General features: G+C 72.6%; 24 protein-coding genes. 12 read left to right on the top strand and 12 right to left on the bottom strand.

What is annotated here, in order from left to right; translation table 11 throughout:
* Nucleotides 1-7: 7 nt before the first annotated feature.
* Nucleotides 8-1,189 (bottom strand): glycerophosphodiester phosphodiesterase, encoded by a 1,182-nt coding sequence (locus tag ACRRSS_RS11165; RefSeq protein WP_435971054.1) that lies wholly within the window; start codon nucleotides 1,187-1,189, stop codon nucleotides 8-10.
* Between the two features lie 220 nt (nucleotides 1,190-1,409).
* On the opposite strand from ACRRSS_RS11165, the gene ACRRSS_RS11160 reads away from it, so the two are divergent.
* Complete coding sequence (locus ACRRSS_RS11160) at nucleotides 1,410-2,081, top strand: lysophospholipid acyltransferase family protein (RefSeq protein WP_351905352.1); 672 nt, start codon at nucleotides 1,410-1,412, stop codon at nucleotides 2,079-2,081.
* A 71-nt stretch (nucleotides 2,082-2,152) separates the two neighbouring features.
* Here ACRRSS_RS11160 and ACRRSS_RS11155 read toward each other — a convergent pair whose 3' ends face one another.
* Nucleotides 2,153-3,697, bottom strand: a complete 1,545-nt coding sequence (locus ACRRSS_RS11155; protein ID WP_435971053.1) for an MFS transporter — start codon at nucleotides 3,695-3,697, stop codon at nucleotides 2,153-2,155.
* Nucleotides 3,694-4,245, bottom strand: a complete 552-nt coding sequence (locus ACRRSS_RS11150; RefSeq protein WP_435971052.1) for a TetR/AcrR family transcriptional regulator — start codon at nucleotides 4,243-4,245, stop codon at nucleotides 3,694-3,696. Before ACRRSS_RS11150 ends, ACRRSS_RS11155 begins: the two co-directional genes overlap by 4 nt.
* An 85-nt stretch (nucleotides 4,246-4,330) precedes the next feature.
* On the opposite strand from ACRRSS_RS11150, the gene ACRRSS_RS11145 reads away from it, so the two are divergent.
* The gene (locus ACRRSS_RS11145) at nucleotides 4,331-4,840 is read left to right on the top strand and encodes an HAD domain-containing protein (protein WP_435971051.1); all 510 of its coding nucleotides are present in this window, start codon (nucleotides 4,331-4,333) and stop codon (nucleotides 4,838-4,840) included.
* A gap of 69 nt (nucleotides 4,841-4,909) precedes the next feature.
* Here ACRRSS_RS11145 and argH read toward each other — a convergent pair whose 3' ends face one another.
* Nucleotides 4,910-6,337: an argininosuccinate lyase gene (gene argH, locus ACRRSS_RS11140; protein ID WP_435971050.1), complete on the bottom strand. Its 1,428-nt coding sequence runs from the start codon at nucleotides 6,335-6,337 to the stop codon at nucleotides 4,910-4,912.
* Between the two features lie 181 nt (nucleotides 6,338-6,518).
* Between argH and ACRRSS_RS11135 the strand changes: the two genes are divergently transcribed.
* Nucleotides 6,519-7,118: a pyridoxamine 5'-phosphate oxidase family protein gene (locus ACRRSS_RS11135; RefSeq protein WP_435971049.1), complete on the top strand. Its 600-nt coding sequence runs from the start codon at nucleotides 6,519-6,521 to the stop codon at nucleotides 7,116-7,118.
* Between the two features lie 61 nt (nucleotides 7,119-7,179).
* Nucleotides 7,180-7,866 (top strand): L,D-transpeptidase family protein, encoded by a 687-nt coding sequence (locus ACRRSS_RS11130; protein WP_435971048.1) that lies wholly within the window; start codon nucleotides 7,180-7,182, stop codon nucleotides 7,864-7,866.
* 16 nt (nucleotides 7,867-7,882) lie between these two features.
* Here ACRRSS_RS11130 and ACRRSS_RS11125 read toward each other — a convergent pair whose 3' ends face one another.
* The 5 genes from ACRRSS_RS11125 to argC are packed head-to-tail and all read right to left on the bottom strand — an operon-like array spanning nucleotide 7,883 to nucleotide 12,764.
* Nucleotides 7,883-8,413, bottom strand: a complete 531-nt coding sequence (locus tag ACRRSS_RS11125; protein ID WP_435971047.1) for an arginine repressor — start codon at nucleotides 8,411-8,413, stop codon at nucleotides 7,883-7,885.
* Between the two features lie 7 nt (nucleotides 8,414-8,420).
* The gene (locus ACRRSS_RS11120) at nucleotides 8,421-9,623 is read right to left on the bottom strand and encodes an acetylornithine transaminase (RefSeq protein ID WP_435971046.1); all 1,203 of its coding nucleotides are present in this window, start codon (nucleotides 9,621-9,623) and stop codon (nucleotides 8,421-8,423) included.
* The gene (gene argB, locus ACRRSS_RS11115; protein WP_435971045.1) at nucleotides 9,623-10,564 is read right to left on the bottom strand and encodes an acetylglutamate kinase; all 942 of its coding nucleotides are present in this window, start codon (nucleotides 10,562-10,564) and stop codon (nucleotides 9,623-9,625) included. The genes ACRRSS_RS11120 and argB overlap by 1 nt, the downstream gene beginning before the upstream one ends.
* Entirely contained in the window at nucleotides 10,561-11,739 is a 1,179-nt protein-coding gene (gene argJ / locus ACRRSS_RS11110; protein ID WP_435971044.1) for a bifunctional glutamate N-acetyltransferase/amino-acid acetyltransferase ArgJ, read from the bottom strand. Before argJ ends, argB begins: the two co-directional genes overlap by 4 nt.
* Nucleotides 11,736-12,764 (bottom strand): N-acetyl-gamma-glutamyl-phosphate reductase, encoded by a 1,029-nt coding sequence (gene argC / locus ACRRSS_RS11105; RefSeq protein ID WP_435971043.1) that lies wholly within the window; start codon nucleotides 12,762-12,764, stop codon nucleotides 11,736-11,738. Before argC ends, argJ begins: the two co-directional genes overlap by 4 nt.
* Before the next feature lie 175 nt (nucleotides 12,765-12,939).
* Here argC and ACRRSS_RS11100 point away from each other — a divergent pair, with 175 nt between their 5' ends.
* The 7 genes from ACRRSS_RS11100 to ACRRSS_RS11070 all read left to right on the top strand — a co-directional run bounded on the left by ACRRSS_RS11100 (nucleotide 12,940) and on the right by ACRRSS_RS11070 (nucleotide 19,646).
* The gene (locus ACRRSS_RS11100; RefSeq protein ID WP_435971042.1) at nucleotides 12,940-13,677 is read left to right on the top strand and encodes a VOC family protein; all 738 of its coding nucleotides are present in this window, start codon (nucleotides 12,940-12,942) and stop codon (nucleotides 13,675-13,677) included.
* A 132-nt stretch (nucleotides 13,678-13,809) separates the two neighbouring features.
* On the top strand, nucleotides 13,810-14,574 hold the full coding sequence (locus tag ACRRSS_RS11095) for a helix-turn-helix transcriptional regulator (protein ID WP_435971041.1): 765 nt from the start codon (nucleotides 13,810-13,812) through the stop codon (nucleotides 14,572-14,574).
* A 32-nt stretch (nucleotides 14,575-14,606) separates the two neighbouring features.
* Nucleotides 14,607-15,152, top strand: coding sequence for a DUF3291 domain-containing protein (locus ACRRSS_RS11090; RefSeq protein ID WP_435971040.1), 546 nt, complete (start codon nucleotides 14,607-14,609; stop codon nucleotides 15,150-15,152).
* Between the two features lie 115 nt (nucleotides 15,153-15,267).
* Nucleotides 15,268-16,254, top strand: coding sequence for a metalloregulator ArsR/SmtB family transcription factor (locus ACRRSS_RS11085; RefSeq protein ID WP_435971039.1), 987 nt, complete (start codon nucleotides 15,268-15,270; stop codon nucleotides 16,252-16,254).
* On the top strand, nucleotides 16,251-16,850 hold the full coding sequence (locus ACRRSS_RS11080) for a dihydrofolate reductase family protein (RefSeq protein ID WP_435971038.1): 600 nt from the start codon (nucleotides 16,251-16,253) through the stop codon (nucleotides 16,848-16,850). Before ACRRSS_RS11085 ends, ACRRSS_RS11080 begins: the two co-directional genes overlap by 4 nt.
* 196 nt (nucleotides 16,851-17,046) lie before the next feature.
* Nucleotides 17,047-18,501 (top strand): argininosuccinate synthase, encoded by a 1,455-nt coding sequence (argG, locus tag ACRRSS_RS11075; protein ID WP_435971037.1) that lies wholly within the window; start codon nucleotides 17,047-17,049, stop codon nucleotides 18,499-18,501.
* A gap of 233 nt (nucleotides 18,502-18,734) precedes the next feature.
* Nucleotides 18,735-19,646: a sigma factor-like helix-turn-helix DNA-binding protein gene (locus ACRRSS_RS11070; protein WP_435971036.1), complete on the top strand. Its 912-nt coding sequence runs from the start codon at nucleotides 18,735-18,737 to the stop codon at nucleotides 19,644-19,646.
* Between the two features lie 104 nt (nucleotides 19,647-19,750).
* Here the strand turns inward: ACRRSS_RS11070 and ACRRSS_RS11065 are convergent, their stop codons facing one another.
* Nucleotides 19,751-20,155: a MerR family transcriptional regulator gene (locus ACRRSS_RS11065; RefSeq protein ID WP_435971035.1), complete on the bottom strand. Its 405-nt coding sequence runs from the start codon at nucleotides 20,153-20,155 to the stop codon at nucleotides 19,751-19,753.
* 90 nt (nucleotides 20,156-20,245) lie between these two features.
* Nucleotides 20,246-21,265 (bottom strand): MDR family NADP-dependent oxidoreductase, encoded by a 1,020-nt coding sequence (locus ACRRSS_RS11060; RefSeq protein WP_435971034.1) that lies wholly within the window; start codon nucleotides 21,263-21,265, stop codon nucleotides 20,246-20,248.
* A gap of 133 nt (nucleotides 21,266-21,398) precedes the next feature.
* Between ACRRSS_RS11060 and ACRRSS_RS11055 the strand changes: the two genes are divergently transcribed.
* Nucleotides 21,399-21,803, top strand: a complete 405-nt coding sequence (locus tag ACRRSS_RS11055) for a VOC family protein (RefSeq protein WP_435971033.1) — start codon at nucleotides 21,399-21,401, stop codon at nucleotides 21,801-21,803.
* 118 nt (nucleotides 21,804-21,921) lie between these two features.
* On the opposite strand, the gene ACRRSS_RS11050 is transcribed toward ACRRSS_RS11055, so the two are convergent.
* Nucleotides 21,922-23,085, bottom strand: a complete 1,164-nt coding sequence (locus ACRRSS_RS11050) for a methyltransferase (protein ID WP_435971032.1) — start codon at nucleotides 23,083-23,085, stop codon at nucleotides 21,922-21,924.
* Nucleotides 23,086-23,118: the final 33 nt, after the last annotated feature.

The raw sequence follows: 23,118 nt of genomic DNA, 5'->3' as shown, positions 1-23,118 counted from the left end.
TCCGGGCTCAGTCGCGGGCGGTGAGGTCCGCCGCGCCGAGCAGGGCGGTGTCCGGGTTGTCGGAGAAGATGCCGTCGATCCCCGTCTCCAGGTACCGCTTCAGCGCGCCGAAGGAGTCGCCGTAGGCGTTCGGGTCCGTGCCCCGGCGGAAGTCCGCGGGCAGGAAGGAGTTCTCGTTGCGGTGGGTGTACGGGTGGAGGATCAGGCCGGCCGCGTGCGCGTCGCGGACCAGGGGGGTGGGGTCGCCGAGGCGGCCGCTCGCGTCCCTGGGGATCACCAGGTCGAGGGTCGGTCCGATGCCCTTCGCGTACGAGGCGATCCAGCGCAGGCCCTGGGGGGTGACCAGGTCGGCGACCGTGCGCGGGTCCCCGGCCTGGACGAAGTCCCAGGGGCGGGTGGTCGCGCCGGAGAGCAGGACCACGCCGGGCGAGTCCACCAGCTTCGCCAGGCGCTGGACGCTGCTGGGCTCGAAGGACTGGAGGAAGACCGGGGAGTTCGCGCGGTGGCGTCCGTACCGGCGCAGGAGCCTGGCGAGCCGCTCCTCCAGGCCGAGGCCGAGGGAGCGGAAGTAGGTGGGGTGCTTGGTCTCGACGTGGAGCCAGATCTCGCGGCCCCGGCGGCGGCCCTCCTCCTCGGCCCAGCGGAGCACCTCCTCGAAGGTGGGGATCGTCCACCGGCCGTCGTAGAGGGTGTTCTCCTGGCGGGTGCCGGGGATGCGCTCCTTGGCCCGCAGGGTCTTGAGCTCGGCGAGGGTGAAGTCCTCGGTGAACCAGCCGGTGTACGCGATGCCGTCGACGCTCTTGGTGGTCTTCCGGGACGCGAACCCGGGGTGGTCGGCGACGTCGGTGGTGCCGGTGATGTCGTTCTCGTGACGGCAGACGAGGTGCCCGTCCTTGGTGGGGACGAGGTCCTGCTCGATGACGTGGGCGCCGAGGTCGAGGGCGTGCCGGTAGGAGCCGAGGGTGTGCTCGGGGCGGTAGCCGCTGGCGCCGCGGTGGGCGATGACGGTGGGGACGGGAAGGGAGCGGTAGCCGCGGCCGTGACCGTGGGCGGCGCCCGCGGTCCCCGACTCGGCGGCCCGGGCCGTGCCCGCGCCGGCCGCGAGGGCCGTGGACGCGCCGAGGACGGTGGCGCCCGCCGCTCCGAGAACCGTGCGCCGTGCCGGGGTCCGGCGTTCGCCCTGGGTCATGAGGTGTCCTCCTGTGTCCTGTCCCGTACCTGTCGACGGGTGCCCCCGACGCTAGGCACCGACCCCCTACGGACGGCAGACGTCGGCGGAACATGGCGGAAACTCACGTCAACACCGCGTATCCACTCGGTGAACCCGATGTGCGTACGGTGGTGACCCGCGAGTATCGTCCTCAGCTGCACCGTCGGCTCGACTGACCCGCGTCCCACCGGAGGAACCGTTGTCCCGTCTCGCGATCATCAAGGCCGTGCTCGGGCCGGTCATGCGCCTGATGTTCCGCCCCCGCGTGGAGGGCGCCGAGAACATCCCGGGGACCGGTCCCGTCATCCTGGCGGGCAACCACCTGACCTTCATCGACTCGATGATCATGCCGATCTGCCTGGACCGTCCGGTCTACTTCATCGGCAAGGACGAGTACGTGACGGGCAAGGGGATCAAGGGCCGGGCGATGGCCTGGTTCTTCACCAGCGTCGGCATGATCCCGGTGGACCGGGACGGCGGCCGCGGCGGTGTCGCGGCGCTGATGACCGGGCGCCGGGTCCTCGAGGAGGGCAGGATCTTCTCGATCTACCCGGAGGGCACCCGCTCCCCCGACGGCCGGCTGTACCGGGGCCGTACGGGCATCGCGCGCCTCACCCTGATGACGGGCGCGCCGGTGGTGCCGTTCGCGATGATCGGCACCGACAAGATCCAGCCGGGTGGGGCGGGCTTCCCGCGTCCCGGCAAGGTGACGGTCCGCTTCGGCGAGGCGATGGAGTTCTCGCGGTACGACGGGATGGACCGCGACCGCTATGTGCTGCGGGCCGTGACGGACTCGGTGATGACGGAGGTCATGCGGCTCTCGGGGCAGGAGTACGTGGACATGTACGCCACCAAGGCGAAGGCCGCGTAGGCGCCGTGCGGACGTGAGGGTGCCCCGTACAGCAGGGCTGTACGGGGCACCCTCACGTCCGGGCCCGGGCGTCAGTGCTCGACGCCGTCCTCCAGCTTCTGGCCCTTGAGCAGGAACCAGGCCGCGACCGCCGTCGCGAGGAGGACCGCCGCGCCGACGCCGGCCGCGATCCGCAGACCGTCGACGAACGCCTCCTGGGCGGCGGACACGAGGGCCGTCGCCGTGTCCGGGGCGAGGACGCCGGAGGCCTCGACCGCGCCGCCGAGCGACTCGTGCGCCGCGGACGCCACGTCGGAGGGGACGCCGGCCGGGGTGGCGAAGCCCCGGTAGACACCGGTGACGATCGAGCCGAGGACGGCGATGCCGAGCGCGGCGCCCAGTTCGTACGCGGTCTCGGAGACCGCGGAGGCGGAACCGGCCTGCTCCTTCGGGACGCTGGAGAGAATCACGTCGGCGGTGACGGTGAAGGCGAAGCCGGCGCCCACGCCGACGACGAGCAGGGCGGCACCGAGCAGCGGGTAGCCGGTGTGCTGGTCGAGCGTCGTCAGGACGGCGAGCGAGAGGCCGACCGCCGCGAGACCGCCGGCCACCACGACCCGTACCGAGAAGCGCCGGGCCACGAGGCCGGCGATCAGTCCGGCCGTGACCGCGCCGACCGCCGCCGGGAGTTCGGCGAGTCCGGCCTCCAGGGGCTGGCGGCCCTGGACCAGCTGGAAGAACTGGGACAGGAAGAACACCAGGCCGGAGAGGCCGAGGATGGTCAGCAGGTCGGCGAGGACGGCGCCCGAGAAGCCGCGGTGGCGGAACAGGCGCATGTCCAGGAGCGGCGAGGGCAGGGTCAGCTGCCTGCGGACGAACCAGGTCAGGGCGGCCGCGCCGAGGAGGGCGGCGGCGGCCGCGTCGAGGGACGGCCCGTGCGAGGCCAGTTCCTTGACCGCGTAGACGATTCCGATCATGCCGACGAGGGAGAGCCCGACGCTCGGCATGTCCCAGGGGCCCGGGTTCGGGTTCTTGGACTCGGGGATCAGCTTGACGCCGACGAGGACGAGGACCGCCATCACGGGCAGGTTGATGAGGAAGACCGAGCCCCACCAGAAGTGCTCCAGGAGGAACCCTCCGACGACCGGCCCGACGGCGGCGCCGGCCGAGGCCATGGCACCCCAGATGCCGATGGCGAGGCTGCGCTCGCGCGGGTCGTGGAAGAGGTTCCGGATGAGCGCCAGGGTCGACGGCATCAGGGTCGCGCCGGCGACGCCGAGCAGCGCACGGGCCACGATCATCATCTCGGGGCTGGTCGCGTAGGCGTTCAGGACCGAGACGGCGCCGAAGGCGACGGCACCGATCAGGAGCAGCTTCTTGCGGCCGATGCGGTCGCCGAGGCTGCCCATGGAGACCAGGAGACCGGCGATGACGAACGAGTAGACGTCGCCGATCCAGAGGAGCTGGGTGCCGGAGGGCTTCAGGTCCTCGGAGAGGAAGGGGGTGGCGAGGCCGAGCACCGTGGCGTCGACCGCCACCAGGAGGACGGCCAGGACCAGGACGGAGAGGGCGAGCCACCGGCCGGGGCGGCGCACGCCCTCCGTATGGCCCGCGGTCTTGAGGGTGCTGACGGTCACTTCTCCACGCTCCTGCGCGCTCCGCCGAGCAGCAGCTCGGCGATCATGTACTGGAAGTCCTTGGCGGCGACCCGGCCGTCCTGCACGGCCCAGGCGCCGGCGCCGACGAGCCCGTAGAAGGCCTCGGCGAGCCAGGCGGGGGTCAGATCGATCCGGAAGACGCCCCGCTCCTGTCCGCGCCGGAAGAGCGCGGAGACGCGGGCGTCGACGTGTTCCCAGCCCTCGTGCTGCTGCTCGCCCTCGAAGAGCTGGTTCTCGGTGACGAGGAACGACAGCAGGGGGGCGACGTCCTCCACCTCGGCGACGAGCCGGCGTACGGCCTCGTCCTCGGACCCTTCGTCGAGCCCGGCCCGGTCGAGGGCCGCCTCCATCTCCTGGAGCCCGAGTTCTTCGAGCGCGCGCACCAGGGCGTCCCGCCCGGCGAAGTGCCGGTGCAGGGTGGCGCGGCCGATCCCGGCGGCCCGGGCGACCTCGTCCATGGTGGCGGTCGCCTTGCGGGAGAGCAGGGCGGCAGCGGCGCGGAGCACCTGGGTGCGATCGACTGACATGAGACGACCATACACCTAATGAGACATCAATGTCTCATTCGATAAATCAACGCCTCACCAGGTGCAGGGACGGAATGCTGTGAACATGACGAAGCCACTGCTGCTCATCGATGTGGACGGACCGCTGAATCCGTACGCGGCGCAGCGCGAGCGGCGGCCGGAGGGGTACACGACCCACCGGATGCGGCCCTCGGGCTGGTTCGACGGGAAGCCGCTGCGGGTCTGGCTCAACCCGGATCACCGGGCCGAGCTGCGCGCCCTCGCCGAGGCGTACGAGCTGGTCTGGGCGACGACCTGGAAGGGCGAGGCCAACGAGTGGATCGGGCCGCACCTCGGGCTGCCCGAGCTGCCGTTCGTCGACTGGCCCCGGATGCACGGGAAGGCCCCTCGCGGGACCTTCTGGAAGACGCGGTACCTCCTGGAGTACGCGGCGGGGCGGCCGTTCGCCTGGGTGGACGACGACATCACCTCGTACGACCACGAGTACGTGGAGCGGAACCACCTCGCCGCCGCCCTGCTCCTGCGCGTCGATCCACGGATCGGGCTGATCCGGCCGGACTTCGACGCGCTCGCGGAGTGGGCGGCGGCGCTGTGACGCTCCGAGGGCTACTCATTGGCGTGTGACGCTCCGAGGGCTACTCCGTGGCGTGTGACGCTCCGAGGGCTACTTCTTGGCGGTGGCCCAGGCGTGCTGGATGACCAGGTCCGCCTTGACCTCGACGAGCTGGACGGCGACCGCCGAGGGGGCGGTGCCGCCACGGCCGTCGCGGGAGGCGAGGGCGCCGGGGACGTCGAGGACCGTGCGGACCTCGGGGGTGAGATGCTCGGAGATCTTGGCGAACTGCTCGTCCGTCAGCTCGTCCAGCTCCTTGCCCTCGGACTCGGCGACCTTCACGCACTCGCCGGCCACCTCGTGCGCCACCCGGAACGGCACACCCTGCTTGACCAGCCACTCCGCGATGTCCGTCGCGAGCGAGAAGCCGGCCGGGGCCAGCTCCTCCATGCGCTCCCGGTTGACGGTGAGCGTGGCCATCATGCCGGTGAAGGCCGGGAGCAGGACCTCCAGCTGGTCGCAGGAGTCGAAGACCGGCTCCTTGTCCTCCTGGAGGTCGCGGTTGTACGCGAGCGGGAGCGCCTTGAGGGTGGCGAGGAGGCCGCTGAGGTTGCCGATGAGGCGGCCGGACTTGCCACGGGCCAGCTCGGCGATGTCGGGGTTCTTCTTCTGCGGCATGATCGAGGAGCCGGTGGAGAAGGCGTCGTGCAGGGTCACGAAGGAGAACTCCTTCGTGTTCCAGATGATGATCTCCTCCGCGATCCGCGAGAGGTTGATGCCGATCATCGCGGTGATGAAGGCGAACTCGGCGACGAAGTCGCGGGAGGCCGTGCCGTCGATCGAGTTGCCGACCGAGCCGCGCTCGAAGCCCAGGTCCCTGGCGACCGCCTCCGGGTCGAGCCCGAGCGAGGAACCGGCGAGGGCGCCGGAGCCGTACGGGGAGACCGCCGTCCGGGTGTCCCACTGCCGCAGCCGCTCGGCGTCCCGCGAGAGGGACTGGACGTGGGCCAGGACGTGGTGGGCGAAGAGCACGGGCTGGGCGTGCTGGAGGTGCGTACGGCCGGGCATGGCGACGTCCGGGTGCGCTTCGGCGAGGCCGACGAGGGCGTCCTGGAGGTCGGCGACGAGGCCGCCGATGATCCGGGCGTGGTCGCGCAGGTACATCCGGAAGAGGGTGGCGACCTGGTCGTTGCGGGACCGGCCGGCCCGCAGCTTGCCGCCGAGGTCCGGGCCGAGGCGCTCCAGGAGGCCCCGCTCCAGGGCGGTGTGGACGTCCTCGTCGGCGATGGTGCCGACGAAGGAGCCGTCCGCGACGTCGGCCTCCAGCAGGTCGAGACCGGCGAGCATGCGGGTCAGCTCGTCCTCGGTGAGCAGCCCGGCCTTGTGGAGCACGCGGGCGTGGGCACGGGAACCGGCGATGTCGTACGGAGCGAGGCGCCAGTCGAAGTGGACCGACGCGGAGAGCTTCGCGAGGGCCTCGGCGGGACCGTCGGCGAACCGTCCGCCCCAGAGCCGGACATCACCGTTGTTGCTGCTCACTGCTGCTCCTCAGTCTTCGCGACCATCGATATGCATGAGTATGCAGAACTCCGCATGATTCGTCAATCGACGAGGGGGCGCGCCGCGACCCGGCCGCCCGCCGTGCCCGTGATCGCGCCGGCCGGGACCGCTGGGCAAGACGCCTTCGCGGCCGGACCGGCGGTTCGGGAGAATCCCGGGCATGGGAAAAACGTATGACCACATCGACGGACGGCTCCGTGCCTTCATAGAGGCCCAGCCGGTGTACTTCACCGCGACCGCCCCTCTCGCCGGGGACGGTCACGTCAACCTCTCCCCCAAGGGCCGCCGGGGCACCCTCGTCGTGATCGACGAACTGACCCTCGCCTACGTCGACTTCGGCGGCAGCGGCGCCGAGACCATCGCCCACCTGCGGGAGCCCGGCAACGGGCGGATCACCCTCATGTGGACGGCGTTCTCCGGACCGCCGACCGTCGTACGGGTGCACGGGACAGGGGAGGCCGTGTTCCGGGACGACCCGCGCTGGGCGGAGCTGTTCGCCCGGTTCCCCGCCGAGGCCGTCGAGGGGCAGGGCAGCGCGCGGGCGATCGTCGTCGTGCACGCGCGGCGGGTCAGCGACGCCTGCGGGTTCGCCGTCCCCCTGATGGAGTACCAGGAGGACCGGACGCTGCACGCCGAGTACTTCAACCGGAAGACGGACGACGAGTTCAACGCGTACTGCGAGCGCAAGGACCACATCGCCACCAGCCTCGACGGGCTGCCCGCGCTGCCGCTCCCCCTCCCGCCGCTGCACGCCGATTAGCCCCGCACCGCGCGCGTGGCGCGGCGCGGCGGCCGCCACGACACCCCCTAGCCTCGCGCCCATGCGCACTCTCCTCCTGCTCGGCGCCGCCCTGCTGTCCCTGGGCACCGCGCCCGCACCCGCACCGCTGCCCGAGCGGATGGCGGACACCGGGGGCGGCTCCCAGCTGATCACCGCCGAGGCCGCGGACACCCACGCCACCACCGGCACCCTGACCTGGTGGGACCGGCGCGACGGACGGTGGGTGCGGGCCGGGTCCGCGGCCGCCCGCTTCGGGGCGAAGGGGCTCGCCGACGGCACCCGGCGCCGCCAGGGCACGAACACCACGCCCACCGGCCTCTACCGGCTGCCGTACGCCTTCGGGATCGCGCCCGCGCCCGCGGGCACCTCGTACCGCTACGCGCGCGTGGGCGAACGGTCCTGGTGGTGCCAGGACAACGACTCCCGCGCCTACAACCGCTGGGTCGAGGGGCTGCCACGGGACTGCCGGGCCGCCGAGGCCGAGCACCTCGTCTCGTACACCACGCAGTACGCCCACGCGCTCGTGATCGGCTTCAACTACGACCGTCCGGTGCGCGGGCGTGGCGCCGGGATCTTCCTGCACGTCAACGGACGTGGGGCGACCGCCGGTTGCGTCTCCGTACCGGCGGACGCCATGCGCGCGGTGCTCGCCTGGGCGGATCCCGCGCGCCGGCCGCACATCGCCGTCGGAACGCGGGGCGGTCCGACGGCGATCACGCGCTACTGAGCCTTACCCGCTCCGGTCACTGCTGCGCCAGCTTCAGCAGGTGGTCCGCGAGCGCCTGGCCGCCCGCCGGGTCGCGGCTGATGAGCAGCAGCGTGTCGTCACCCGCGATCGTGCCGAGGATCGCGCGGAGTTCGGCCTGGTCGATGGCCGACGCGAGGAACTGGGCGGCGCCCGGCGGGGTCCGCAGGACCACCAGGTTGGCCGAGGCCTCGGCGGAGATCAGCAGTTCGCCGGAGAGACGCCGCATGCGCTCCTCCTTGGCGGACTCGCCCAGCGGGGCCTGCGGGGTGCGGAACCCGCCCTCGCTCGGCACCGCGTAGATCAGCTCGCCGCCGGTGTTGCGGATCTTCACCGCGCCCAGCTCGTCGAGGTCGCGGGAGAGCGTCGCCTGCGTGACGCTCAGCCCGTCGTCCGCGAGGAGCTTGGCGAGCTGGCTCTGCGAGCGCACCGGCTGCCGGTTGAGGATGTCGACGATCCTGCGGTGGCGAGCGGTACGGGTCTGCGGAACCGACGGCCCTCCGTGCTCGTTCTCCTGCGCGTCGGTCATCGTCGTCTCATTCTCCGGTTCGTCCTTGCCCGTTCGCCACGTCGAGGACTCCGGGCAGGACCTGGAGGAAGGCGTCCGCCTCGGCGTCGGTGAGGACCAGCGGAGGCATGATCCGTACGACATCGGGAGCGGGCGCGTTCACCAGGAGACCGGCGTCCTGAGCCGCCTGCTGCACCTGGGGTGCGAGGGACTCCGTGAGCACGATACCCAGCAGGAGGCCCGCACCACGGACGTGGGAGACCAGCGGGTGGCCCAGACCCTCGATTCCCTGCCTCAGCCGCTCCCCGACCGCCTTCACGTGGTCCAGGGCCGCGTCGGCGCCGAGCGTGTCCAGGACGGCGAGGCCGGCGGCGCAGGCGATCGGGTTGCCGCCGAAGGTGGTGCCGTGGTGGCCGGGCGCGAAGAGCTCCGCGGCGGCGCCGAAGGCGACGGTCGCGCCGAGCGGCAGGCCGCCGCCGAGACCCTTGGCGAGGGTGACGACATCCGGCTCGACACCCTCGTGCGCCTGGTACTCGAACCAGTGGCCGCAGCGGCCGACGCCCGTCTGCACCTCGTCGAGGACGAGAAGGGTTCCGGTGGCGCGGGTGATCTCCCGGGCGGCCTTGAGGTAGCCGGGGGGCGGGACGACGACGCCGTTCTCGCCCTGGACGGGCTCGATGATCACCAGGGCGGTGGCCTCGGTGACCGCGGCGCGCAGCGCCTCCACGTCGCCGTACGGGACATGGGTGACGTCGCCGGGCAGCGGCAGGAAGGGGGTCTGCTTGCCGGGCTGGCCGGTGAGGGCGAGGGAGCCCATGGTGCGGCCGTGGAAGCCGCCCTCGGTGGCGACCATGTGGGAGCGGCCGGTGAGCCGGCCGATCTTGAAGGCCGCCTCGTTGGCCTCGGCGCCCGAGTTGCAGAAGAAGACCTTGCCGGACCGGCCGAAGAGGCCCAGGAGCCGCTCGGCGAGGGCGACGGGCGGTTCGGCGACGAAGAGGTTGGAGACGTGGCCGAGGCTCCGGACCTGCCGGGTGACGGCCTCGACGATCGCCGGATGGGCGTGGCCGAGGGCGTTGACGGCGATGCCGCCGACGAAGTCCAGGTACTCCTTGCCGTCGGCGTCCCAGACCCTGGCGCCCTCACCGCGGACGAGGGGCAGCCGGGGGGTGCCGTAGTTGTTCATGAGGGAGCCCTGCCACCGCTGGGTCAGCTGCTCGTTGGTGCCGCTCATCAGTCCCCCTGTCCGTCCGGCACGACCATCGTGCCGATGCCCTCGTCGGTGAAGATCTCCAGCAGGATCGAGTGCTGGACCCGGCCGTCGATCACGCGGGCCGTGGTGACCCCGTTCCGCACGGCGTGCAGGCAGCCCTCCATCTTGGGGACCATGCCGCTGGAGAGCTCGGGCAGCAGCTTCTCCAGCTGGCTCGCGGTGAGACGGCTGATGACCTCGTCGCTGTGCGGCCAGTCCTCGTAGAGGCCCTCGACGTCGGTCAGGACCATCAGCGTCTCGGCGCCCAACGCAGCAGCGAGTGCCGCAGCCGCCGTATCAGCATTGACGTTGTAGACATGTCCGTCGTCCTGGGAGCGGGCGATGGAGGAGACGACCGGGATCCGGCCGTCCTCCAGGAGCGCCTGGATGGCGCCGGTGTCGATGGAGGTGATCTCACCGACCCGGCCGATGTCGATCCGCTCACCGCCCACGAACGGCCTGTGCCGGGTGGCGGTGATGGTGTGGGCGTCCTCGCCGGTGAGACCGACGGCGAGCGGGCCGTGCTGGTTGAGCAGCCCGACGAGCTCGCGCTGGACCTGGCCTGCGAGGACCATCCGTACGACGTCCATGGCGTCCTCGGTGGTGACCCGCAGGCCCGCCTTGAACTCGCTGACGATGCCGTGCCGGTCCAGGGCGGCGCTGATCTGCGGGCCGCCGCCGTGCACGACGACCGGCTTGAGACCGGCCTGGCGCAGGAAGACGACGTCCTGGGCGAAGGCCGCCTTGAGGTCCTCGTCGATCATGGCGTTGCCGCCGAACTTGATGACGACGGTCTTGCCGTTGTGCCGCGTCAGCCAGGGCAGGGCCTCGATGAGGATCTCGGCCTTGGGGAGCGCGGTGTGCTTCCGGGTCCGGCTCTCGGAGTCGGCGTCGCCCACGGGGTTCTTCCCGTCGTCGCTCATGAGGAGTACGCGCTGTTCTCGTGGACGTAGTCGGCGGTGAGGTCGTTCGCCCAGATGACGGCGGACTCGGTGCCGGCGGCGAGGTCGGCCGTGATGGTGACCTCCCGGTAGCGCATGTCGACGAGGTCGCGGTCCTCGCCGACGGAGCCGTTCCTGCAGACCCAGACGCCGTTGATGGCGACGTTGAGCGCGTCGGGCTCGAAGGCCGCCGCGGTGGTGCCGATGGCGGAGAGCACCCGGCCCCAGTTGGGGTCCTCGCCGTGGATGGCGCACTTGAGGAGGTTGTTGCGGGCGATGGACCGGCCCACCTCGACGGCGTCGTCCTCGGTCGCGGCGTTGACCACCTCGATGCGGATGTCCTTGCTGGCGCCCTCGGCGTCGCCGATGAGCTGCCGGGCGAGGTCGTCGCAGACGGCCCGGACGGCCTCGGCGAAGGCGTCCTGCTCGGGCGTGACGCCGGAGGCGCCGGAGGCGAGGAGGAGGACGGTGTCGTTGGTCGACATGCAGCCGTCGGAGTCGACCCGGTCGAAGGTGACGCGGGTGGCGCCCCGCAGGGCGCTGTCGAGGCCCTCGGCGTCGACGTCGGCGTCGGTGGTGAGGACGACGAGCATCGTGGCGAGGCCCGGGGCGAGCATGCCGGCGCCCTTGGCCATGCCGCCGACCGTCCAGCCGCCGGCCGGCCCGTCCTTCGTCACCACGGAGGTCTTGTGCACGGTGTCGGTGGTCTTGATGGCGATCGCGGCCTTCTCGCCGCCGTGCTCGGAGAGCTCGGCCGCGGCCTTCTCGACGCCGGGGAGGAGCTTGTCCATCGGGAGCAGGAGGCCGATGAGGCCGGTGGAGGCCACGGCGACCTCGCCCGCTCCGACGTCCGTGCCCTGGGCGCTCAGGACCTCGGCGACCTTCTCGGCGGTGGCGTGGGTGTCCTGGAAGCCCTGGGGGCCGGTGCAGGCGTTGGCTCCGCCGGAGTTGAGGACGACGGCGGTCAGCTCGCCGTCGGCGAGGACCTGCTGGGACCAGACGACGGGGGCGGCCTTGACGCGGTTGGAGGTGAAGACTCCCGCGGCGGCGCGGCGGGGCCCGGTGTTGACCACGAGGGCCAGGTCCGGGTTGCCGTTCTGCTTGATCCCGGCGGCGATGCCCGCTGCCGTGAATCCCTTCGCTGCGGTGACGCTCACGGAGCGACTCCAATCGTGGAAAGTCCGGTGCTCTCGGGGAACCCGAGGGCGATGTTCATGCTCTGCACCGCGCCGCCGGCGGTGCCCTTGGTGAGATTGTCGATGGCGCTGATCGCGATGATCCTGTTCGCCGCCGCGTCGTACGCGACCTGTACCTGAACGGCGTTGGAACCGTAGACGGACGCCGTCGCCGGCCACTGCCCCTCGGGGAGCAGGTGGACGAACGGCTCGTCCGCGAAGGCCTTCTCGTACGCGGCCCGTACGGTCTCGGCGGTGACGCCCGGCTTCGCGGTGGCGGTGCAGGTGGCGAGGATGCCCCGGGGCATCGGCGCCAGGGTCGGCGTGAAGGAGACGGTGACCCGCTCCCCCGCCGGGCCGCTGAGGTTCTGGATCATCTCGGGGGTGTGCCGGTGGCCGCCGCCGACGCCGTACGGCGACATGCTGCCCATGACCTCGCTGCCGAGCAGGTGCGGCTTGGCCGCCTTGCCCGCGCCGGAGGTGCCTGAGGCGGCGACGATCACGGCCTCGGGTTCGGCGAGCCCGTTCTCGTACGCCGGGAAGAGCGCGAGCGAGACGGCGGTCGGGTAGCATCCGGGCACCGCGACCCGCTTGGAGCCTTCGAGGGCGGCGCGGGCACCGGGCAGTTCGGGCAGACCGTAGGGCCAGGTCCCGGCGTGCGGGGAACCGTAGTACGTCTCCCAGTCGGCGGGCTCCCTGAGCCGGAAGTCGGCACCCATGTCGACGACGAGGACGTCCGGCCCGAGCTGCTCGGCGACGGCGGCGGACTGGCCGTGCGGCAGGGCGAGGAAGACGACGTCGTGCCCGGCGAGCTCGTCGGCGGTGGTGGGCACGAGGACCCGGTCGGCGAGCGGCAGCAGATGGGGCTGGAGGCCCCCGAGCCGCTGGCCGGCGTTGGAGTGGCCGGTCAGGGCGCCGATCTCCACGTGGGGGTGGGCGAGGAGCAGACGCAGGAGCTCACCGCCCGCGTATCCGCTCGCACCCGCCACCGCTACTCGTACCGTCATCGAAAACCCTCCTCATGGATGGCATGACTATACGTGTCGACGCACTTTTATGCAACGACGTGAAGGCCGGGAGGAGAGACGGGGGGAGGGAGAGAGGGGGAGGACTGGGGCCGCCCGCCGCCCGGCGACGGGATGGTCGTTGCCCTCACCGGGTGGTGTGCATAGGGTCGGTCGCATGGCGACACGGCTTGTGCAGATCGCGATGAACGCCCGGGACGACACCGCGGTGGGCCGGTTCTGGGCCGAGGTGCTCGGGTGGGGCATCGACAGCGAGGAACCCGGCGTGACCAACGTCGAACCCCTGGGCCTCCCCTACCCCGACCCCTCCGCCGTCTTCATCGACGTGCTCAGCGTCCCGGAGCCCAAGACGGTGAAGAACCGGGTGCACGTCGACCTCGCGACCACCTCCGCCGCCCACCAGGCGGAGCTGGTCGCGCGCCTCCGGGCCCTCGGCGCGGCACCTGCCGACGTGGGGCAGCAAGACGTGCCGTGGACGGTCATGGCCGACCCCGAGGGCAACGAGTTCTGTGTGCTGGAGCCCCGGGAGATCTACCGGGACACCGGGCCGATGGCCGCAGTGGTGGTCGACTGCGCGGACCCTCGCGCCATGGCACGGTTCTGGGGCGAGGCGATGGACTGGACCCCGCACGAGGTGACCGAACGCCGGGCGGTGCTGCGGTCCGCCAAGGGCGTCGGCCCCTACCTCGAGTTCATCCGCACGCCCGACACCAAGACCGTGAAGAACCGCGTCCACCTCGACCTCCGCCCGTACCCCGGAGACGACCAGGCCGCCGAGGCGGCCCGGCTGAGGGCCCTCGGCGCCACCGACGTCGACCTCGGCCAGGGCGACGTGCCGTGGACGGTCCTGGCCGACCCGGAGGGCAACGAGTTCTGCCTGCTCACACCACGCTGACGCGGGGGTTCGGGGCTCGCGTTCACGGAGGAGGGCGGGTCCGCCCTTCGCCCCGGAGGGCCGGGCACGGCCCATCACGCCAGGCGGGGCTCGGCTTCTAACTCCAATCCGCGTTGTTCCTAGAATGGCCGGATGGAGGACATCGACGCGATCTCACTGCTGCAGGACCCCGTACGGCGACGCCTGTACGAGTACGTGGCGGCACAGGGCCGCGAGGTCGGCCGCAACGAGGCCGCCGAGGCCGCCGGCGTGGCCCGCACACTCGCCGCACACCATCTGGACCGGCTGACCGAGGTCGGACTCCTGGAGAGCGGCAGCCGCCGCCTGACGGGGCGCTCGGGGCCGGGGGCGGGCCGCCCCGCCAAGGTCTACACGCGCGCGCGTGGCGAGCGGTCGGTGTCACTGCCCGCCCGCGACTACCGCACCGCCGCCGAACTGCTCGCCGAGGCCGCCGAACAGGCCGGGCTCGACGCCGGGCTCCGCGCGGCCGCGCGGAGCCGGGGCGAGTCCCTGCGCGGCTCGGCCGCCCCCTGCGGCGACCTCGAAGCGGCCATGGCCGCACTGGCCGCCCGCGGCTACGAACCGCACATGGAGGGCACCGAGGACACCGGGAGGACCGGGAGCACCGAAGGATCCAGGGACACGGACGGCCTCGAAGGCGACACGGATGGTGCGGACCGCGACGAAGAGGCGGACGGTGCGGTCCCGCGCGTCGTCCGTATGCGCAACTGCCCCTTCCACGCCGTCGCCGAGCGCTTCCCGCCGCTCGTCTGCGGCATGAATCTCGCGCTCCTCGAAGGCCTGCTCGGTACGGACGGGCCCGTGCGCGCCCGCATGGACGCCCGGCCGGGAGAGTGCTGCGTGGTGGTCGAAGCTTCTAAAAACAATGATGATTGACATAGAAAACCGCGGCGTGCTGGGATGAGGCCATGACCACACCCGCGCACGCCGCCCACCTCGCCCAGCTGAACGTCGCCACGCTCCGGTATCCGCTCGACGACCCTCGCGTGGCGCCGTTCGTCGAGATGCTCGACCCGGTCAACGTCGCCGCCGACGACGCGCCCGGTTTCGTGTGGCGACTCGTGGAGGACGGGGCCGCCGACGCCACCGGCCTGCGCCCCGCCGGCGAGAACGTCATCGTCAACCTGTCGGTGTGGGAGAACCAGGAGGCGCTGTGGGACTTCGCGTACCGCAGCGGGCACCTGGAGGTGATGCGGCGGCGGCGCGAGTGGTTCGCGCGCCACGTCGAGGCGCACCTGGCGCTGTGGTGGGTCCCCGCCGGACACCTCCCGACCGTCGGAGAGGCCCTGGAGCGACTGGCGGACCTGCGGGCGCACGGGCCGTCCCCGCACGCGTTCACCTTCGCCTCGTCGTACACCGCCGCCGAGGCCGTCGAGGCCGTCGAGGCTGTCAAGGCCGCCGAGGGCCTTCGGGCCGTACCGCCGGCGCGGGCCGCGGACTCGGCCACGGCCTGAGGCGACCCGCGGACGCGGCCGCGGCCTGGGCCGGGGCCCGAGCCAGGGCCAGACGGCAGGACGCGGGCTTCATATTCCTTGACAAGAATATTCTCCACGGAGAATATTCGACCTCATGGACCCGGACGCACTCCTCACCGCGCTGGCCGACCCGGCCCGCTGGCGGCTCGTATGCCTGCTGGCCGAGCGCCCCCGCCCGGTCGGCGTCCTCGCACAGCTCGCCGAGGCGCGCCAGCCGCAGACGACCAAACACCTGCAGACGCTCGAACGGGCCGGAGTCGTCACCTCCCGACGCAGCGGCCGCCTCCGCGTCTACGCGCTGCGGCCCGGCCCCCTGCGGGACCTCGCCGCCTCGCTGGGCCGGCTCGCCGACACCGCGGACCGGGCAGGCGGGCCGCAGGAGACCTACGACCGTTACGGACTGAGCCTCGCGGCCGAGCGGCTCGCCGCGGAGGAGCCCGGATGGGCGGACGGCCGGTCGTTCCGGTTCCACCGGTCACCGGCCGGCAGCCCCGACCTGGTCTGGCGCCACCTGACCGAACCCTCCCTGCTCGCCCGCTGGTGGGCACCCGACGACCTGCGCGTCTCCGAACTCGTCTTCGAGGCCACTCCGGGCGGCCGGATCCTCCTGGAGTACCGCGACATCGAGGACACGGGGAGGACAGGGGACACCGGAAGGGCAGGGGACGCCGGGGACACCGAGGGCGTCATGGACACCGGCGGCTCCGACCCGGCGGCCGGGCGCGGGGTGGGCGTCGTCGTCGACGCCCGTCCCGGCGAACGCCTCTCCTACCGGCTCTCCCCCCACCTTCCGGACGGCAGTCCCGCCTTCACGGCCCACGTGGACTTCGACATCCGCGCCGGCGCCGCCGATGCCGCCACCGGTCCCGCCTCCGGCACCGACCTCGACGTGCGGTACCGGATCACCGACAGCACCGTCGACTCCGCCGACTTCGTCGCGGGCATCGAGATCGGCTTCGGCCAGAGCCTCGACAAGCTCGTCTCCGCCGTCGCCGCCGCCGCCACCCACGGCGCCACCGACACAGCCCGCACCACCCCCCGCACGGCAGCCCGCACCGAAGGAAAGCAGGTACAGCCATGACCTTCCCGACCGGACGCAAGGTGACCGCCAACATCTCCCTCACCCTCGACGGGCGCTACAACGGCCCCGGCGGGCCCGACGACCTCGCCGCGATCGTCCGATACGCGACCACCGAGACGGCTCGGAACCACCTCACCCGCATCTGGGAGCACGCGACGACCGCGCTGCTCGGCCGACGCAACGCCGAGGGATTCCTGGGGTACTGGCCGGCGGTCGCCTCGGACGAGGACGCCGACCCGCGCGACCGGGGATACGCGAAGTGGCTCGTCGACACGGAGAAGGTGGTCCTGTCGACCACCCTGACCGAAGCGCCCTGGGCACGCGCCCGCGTGGTGAACGCTCCCGCCGCCGACGTCGTCGCCGAGCTCAAGGCGACCGGCGAGGGCGACATCCTCGTCAACAACAGCGCGAGCGTCATCAAGGCCCTCCTCGCCGCGGACCTGCTCGACCGGCTGTACCTGATGATCTGCCCGGAGATCGCCGGGGGCGGGGAGCGGCTGTTCGACGACGGCCTGCCCAGTTCGCGATGGACACTCACCCACCAGGAGACGGGCGAGCTCGGCGAGATCGCCGCGATCTACGACCGCGTCCGCTGACCGCACCCGCCGACCACACCCACCTACCGGACACACCCGGCCACGCGGCTCGACCGGGTCGGCCCGGCCACCACACCCAACCGGCCACGCCCGGCCACGCGACCCGAGGCCTCGCAGGGGTGCCGGACGGATCGATTCCGCAATCGTCCACCGGCACCCCTTTGCATGACCATGCGAGATGATGCATACTCTTCCTATGTCCAAGGTCCTCACCTCCCTGCCCGCCGGCGAGCGCGTCGGCATCGCCTTCTCCGGCGGCCTCGACACCTCCGTCGCGGTCGCATGGATGCGCGACAAGGGCGCCATCCCGTGCACCTACACCGCCGACATCGGCCAGTACGACGAGCCCGACATCGCCTCGGTGCCCGGCCGCGCCAAGACCTACGGTGCCGAGATCGCGCGCCTGGTCGACTGCCGCGCGGCGCTGGTCGAGGAGGGTCTTGCCGCGCTCACCTGCGGGGCGTTCCACATCCGCTCCGGCGGCCGCGCCTACTTCAACACCACGCCGCTCGGCCGTGCCGTCACCGGCACCCTCCTCGTGCGGGCGATGCTCGAGGACAACGTCCAGATCTGGGGCGACGGCTCGACCTTCAAGGGCAACGACATCGAGCGGTTCTACCGCTACGGTCTGCTCGCCAACCCGCACCTGCGGATCTACAAGCCCTGGCTCGACGCCGACTTCGTGACGGAGCTCGGCGGCCGCAAGGAGATGTCGGAGTGGCTGGTCGCCCACGACCTGCCGTACCGCGACAGCACCGAGAAGGCGTACTCCACCGACGCCAACATCTGGGGTGCCACCCATGAGGCCAAGACGCTGGAGCACCTCGACACCGGCGTGGAGACCGTCGAGCCGATCATGGGCGTGCGGTTCTGGGACCCGTCGGTCGAGATCGACACCGAGGACGTCACGATCGGCTTCGCCCAGGGCCGGCCCGTCTCCATCAACGGCAAGGAGTTCGCCTCCGCCGTCGACCTCGTCATGGAGGCCAACGCCATCGGCGGCCGCCACGGCATGGGCATGTCGGACCAGATCGAGAACCGGATCATCGAGGCCAAGAGCCGCGGCATCTACGAGGCGCCCGGCATGGCCCTGCTCCACGCGGCGTACGAGCGGCTCGTCAACGCGATCCACAACGAGGACACCCTCGCCCAGTACCACAACGAGGGACGGCGTCTCGGCCGGCTGATGTACGAGGGCCGCTGGCTGGACCCGCAGGCGTTGATGGTGCGGGAATCGCTCCAGCGCTGGGTCGGCACGGCCGTGACCGGCGAGGTCACGCTGCGGCTGCGGCGCGGCGAGGACTACTCGATCCTCGACACGACGGGCCCGGCGTTCAGCTACCACCCGGACAAGCTGTCCATGGAGCGCACCGAGGACTCGGCCTTCGGCCCGGTGGACCGGATCGGCCAGCTGACGATGCGCAACCTCGACATCGCCGACTCGCGCGCCAAGCTGGAGCAGTACGCCGGCCTCGGTCTGATCGGCACGTCCAACCCCGCCATCGGCGCAGCCCAGGCGGCCGCGGCCGGGCTGATCGGCACCATGACGGAGCTGCCCGAGGGCGGCGCCGAGGCCATCGCCTCCCGCGGCGAGGCCTCGGACGACGACCAGCTGCTCGACCGTGCGGCGATGGAGTTCGGCACGGACTGATCCCACGGTTCCGTCTCCCGTCGAGCGGCACCCGCTCGACACCCCCGGAAGGCCGGCTCGACGTCCCCCGCGTCGAGCCGGCCTTTCCGTCGCCGGGCTCCCGACGCCGAGCTCCTCTGCCGAGCTCCCCTGCCAGGCTTCCGGACCTCCGTCGTCGGGTCTGGCCCGCCGTGTCACATCCCGGTGGGCCCTCACGTCAAGGCGGTGACGGAACCGACGAGGAGTGAGACGCCATGCACGACGACACCTTTCTGACCGCTCTGACCGGGCGCTTCGACGCCCACGAGGAGCAGCTGCGGGGCGTGGCCCTGCGGCTGACGGGTTCGCGGACGGGGGCCGATGAGGCGCTCGCGGCGGCGCGGGCCGGGCTGGGGAGGGACGACGGGGCTGCCACGGTACGGGCGTGGCTGACGGCGCTGGTGGGACGGGAGTGTGTACGAGGACTCCAGGAGCGGCGAGCGACGGGCGGGGCGCGCGGGGCCGCCGAACAGGGTGCGGCCGAAGGACACGACGGGGCCGCCGAACAGGGTGCGGCCGAAGGACACGACGGGGCCGCCGAACAGGGTGGGGTCGAAGGGCAGGACGGAGCCGGGGTCGACTCCGTGTGGCTCGCGCTGTTCGTCGTCCTCGAGTCCCTCGCCCCGGCGGAGCGGCTCGTCTACGTCCTGCACGACGTGTTCGGGCTGCCGCCCCACGACACGGCGCGGATCACCGGCGGTCCCCCCGAGGAGGTCGCCCGGCTCGCGCGGCGGGCCCGCGAGCGGATCAGGGGCGACGGGGCGGCCCGTACCGCAGGGGAGGCGGGTGGGCAGCGGGCGGTCGTGGACAGGTTCCTGGCGGCCGCACGCGCGCGTGACGCCCGCGCGCTCGCGACCCTCCTCGACCCGGACGTGATCGCCTGGTCCGAACGCGGCCCGGTGCACGGCGCCCCGGCCGTCGCCGAGAGGGCGGCCGCCTTCGCGCGGTTCGCGGACGTGTCCCGGCCCGCGCTGGTCGACGGAGCCGTCGGAGCGGTCGCCTTCGTCGCGGGGCGCCCGGTCTCCGCGGTGGCCTTCACCCTCCGCCACGACCGGATCGTCGCCCTCTCCGTCACCTCCGGGGAGGACCGGGTACGGGCGCTCGACCTGGCCTTCCCCGACTGCTGACACCGATGCCCGCCGGCCGGGCGGGGGACGGCGGCGGGGACGGCGGCTGGGAGCAGGGCGCGGGGCCGGGACGCAGGGGCCAGGCCGTCGTTCCGGCCCGACCGTCAACCCTGCCCGGCCGTCGACCCCTTCGGGTCGGGCCGCGGTCCGGAGCGCGCCGTCAGTTCGTCGCGCAGGTGGGTGAGGCGGGCGATCTCCTCGTCGAGGGCCGCGATCCTCCGGCTCACGACCGGGGACGCCTGGGCACAGACGCCCTCCTGGACCTGGCCGGAGCGCAGCGCCTCCTCGTCGAGCAGGGGGAGCCGGTCCACGCGCGCGCGTACGTCCTCGATCGTCAGGCCGAGGGCGAGGAGTTCGCGCACGACCCGGACGCGCGCCACGTCCTCGGGGCCGTAGCACCGCTGGCCGGTCGGGGTGCGGACCGGCGGCGGGAGGAGCCCGCGCTGTTCGTAGAAGCGCAGTGCCCGGGGTGTGGTCCCCGCCGCCGCCGCCGCGTCACCGATCCGCATACCGCCCCCGTCTTCCGTCGTCCCCGCCGTCGGAACCGCCCGGGCCGCCCCGCGCGGCCCCCTCCGGGCAGCGGCGCCGAGGCGGCGCCGTCACGACAACTCGACCACGACAGAACCGAGATGCCGCCCCGCCATCACCTCACTCAACGCCTCGGCGGCCCGTTCCATGCCCGCCACCCTGACGTGCGGGAAGGTGATCGCCCCCGAGCGGAGCCAGTCGCCGAAACGGCTCCGCCACTCCCCCTCCGTCTCGGGGTGGTCGAGCGGACTGAAACCGCGCAGCGAGATCCGGTTGAGGATCAGGGAGTACGAATCGAGCTCCACGCGCGCGGTGGCTCCGGTCCCCTCGGGGTCGAGCTGTCCCGAGAGCGCGCCGACGAGCACGGCGCGGGCGCCGGGGCGGGCCGCGCCGAGGGCCGCGCTCAGCTGCTCGCCGCCGATGGTGTCGAGGAGGACGTCGATCCCCCCGGGCGCGGCCCGGGCGAGCCGCGTGGCGAAGGGGACGTCGGCGCCGCGGAGGAGGGCCGCGTCGTAGCCGAACTCGGCGACGAGCCGCTCGGCCTTGGCCGGCGACCCGGTGGTGCCGATCACCCGGCCGGCGCCGAGGAGCCGGGCGATCTGCCCGGCCATCGTGCCGACGGCGCCGGCCCCGCCGGTCACGAGGACCGTGTCCCCGGCGCCTACCCGCGCGCCGCGGGTGAGGGCCGCGTAGGCGGTCCAGCCCTGCGAGAGATGGGCGACCGGGTCGGGCAGGGCGTCGTCGAGCGGGGTGCAGGAGTCCGCCGGTACGCAGGCGTACTCGCGCCATCCCTGCCAGTGGGAGACGAGCTCTCCGGGGCGCGGTCCGCCGTCGGACGCGGTCGACACGACGGCGCCGACGGCCGCTCCGAAGAGCGGCTCGCCCGGTTCCACGGACGGGAAGGGCGACCCTTCCAGGCCGCCGCCGATGAGGGTCCGCAGGGCGGCGGAGACCGCGAACCAGCGGTTTCTGACCAGGATCTCACCGGCGGCGGGCACCGGGACCGGGGTGTGGACGAGGTCGAGGTGCTCGGGGGTCGGGAGTCCGCGCGGGGGGCGGGTGCGCAGCCGGAACTCGCGGTGGGTGGCCATGGCTGTTCTCCAGGAGGAGGTGCGGTCGGGTCGGCCGGACCGTAAACCCTGACCCGCGCGTCAGGGTCAACTCCGTGACGGATCAGGGCGATCCCGGAGGGCTTCCCGGCAGGGCGAGTCCTAGCCTGGAGACATGATCATCACTGCGCAGACCAGGGTGCGGGTCGCCCGCCCCTCGCGGGACCTGGCCGCCGCCGAGCGGTTCTACGTCGACGGGCTCGGGCTCGACGTGCTCTGGCGGACCACCGAGCGGGTGTCCGGCGAGCACGACCTGCTCATGGTCGGACCGAAGGACGGGAGCTGGCACTTCGAGTTGACCCGTGATCCCGAGAACCCGGTGGAGCCCGTCCCCACCGTGGAGGACCTGTTCGTCGTCTACCTCGGGACGCCGGTCGAGGAGGAGCAGGTCGAGCGGCTGCTCGCCGTCGGCGGGACGAGAGTGGCCGCGCACAACCCGTACTGGGACGAGTACGGCGTGACCGTCACCGATCCCGACGGGTACCAGCTCGTCCTGTGCTCCCGCACCTGGGGCGACTGACCGCGACCGGGGGCCGGCCAGGGTCGGCCGACCCTGGCCGGGAGCCCGAAGGGGTCGCGCCGGGGTCCGACAGGGCGCTGCCCGCCGGGCAGCGCCAGGACCCTCCGGCCGCGGCTCCCTACGCCTGCCGTACCGCCCGCAGGACCACGAACTTCGGGTCGCTCGCGACGAGTTGGCTGTTGCCGAAGATCCGGCGGAGGGTGACGTGGTAGCCGAGGTGCCGGTTGCCGACGACCCACAGCTCTCCACCCGGCCGCAGCGCGCGCCGGGCGTCCGCGAACATGCGGCGGGCCGTGCGGTCGGTGGTGGCCTGGTGGCTGTGGAACGGCGGGTTGTTGAGGACGAGGTCCACCGATCCCTCGGGCAGGTCGGAGAGCCCGTCGCCGACGATGAACTCGGCCTTGCGCCCCTCGCCCACGTGGGTGCGGAAGTTCTCCTCCGCGGAGGCGACGGCCGGGTATGACTCGTCGGTGAAGACCAGTTCCGCGTCCGGTTCGTGGAGGGCGATGGCGAGACCGACGACGCCGTTGCCGCAGCCGAGGTCGGCGACCCGGACCCGGCCGATGTCGCCCGGCAGGTTGGCGAGGAGGAAGCGGGTGCCGACGTCGAGGCGGTCGGCGCAGAAGACCCCGGCGTGGTTGGTGACGGTCAGGCCGGGGAGGCCGGGCGCCGGGGTGTCCGCCGGGAGGTCGTACCGGTGCGGCCAGGGGTTCGGGCGCGGGACGAGGGCGGGGTCGGGCGTGGTGTGGATCAGCCGGGCCTTCTTCACCGCGAGCGAGGTGCGGGTGGGCCCGAGGATCCGCTCGAAGAGCCGGAGGGTGGAGGTGTGGATCTCCTTGACCATTCCGGTGCCGATCACCACGGTGTCCTCGTGTACGGCGGGGGCGAGCCGGTGCAGCTGGTCCTCCAGGAGCGCGAGGCTCTTGGGGACGCGGACGAGGAGGACGTCGATCCGCTCGGGCGGCGCGTCCTGCGTGGTGAGCAGCCGGACGGCGTCCGGGGCGGCACCGGCGCGCGCCAGGTTGGCCCGGGTGGCCTGCCGGCCGAGGTACGAGTCGGAGATCTGGACGAGCTCGCGGGGCCCGGCGGCCTGGAGGACGGTGACGAGGGCTCCCCAGCGGTCGCCGAGGACGGCGACGGTGCCGGACAGGTCGGTACCGCTCTCGGCCAGATGGCTCAGGAGGTACTCGTCGGACGCGTCCCAGGCGCGCAGCGGGTCGCGCGGGTCCTCGGGATGGCGGGTCAGCGTGAAGGCGCCCCATGACGCGGTCAAACGGTTCATCGTGCTCCCAGGCTAGCCGGTCGCGGCCGCCCG

It is taken from the genome of Streptomyces sp. Qhu_M48 (assembly GCF_051305195.1).
GTDB lineage: Bacteria > Actinomycetota > Actinomycetes > Streptomycetales > Streptomycetaceae > Streptomyces.
The sequence above is the reverse complement of the archived record's forward strand: the minus strand, read 5'-3'. Positions and strand labels throughout refer to the sequence as shown.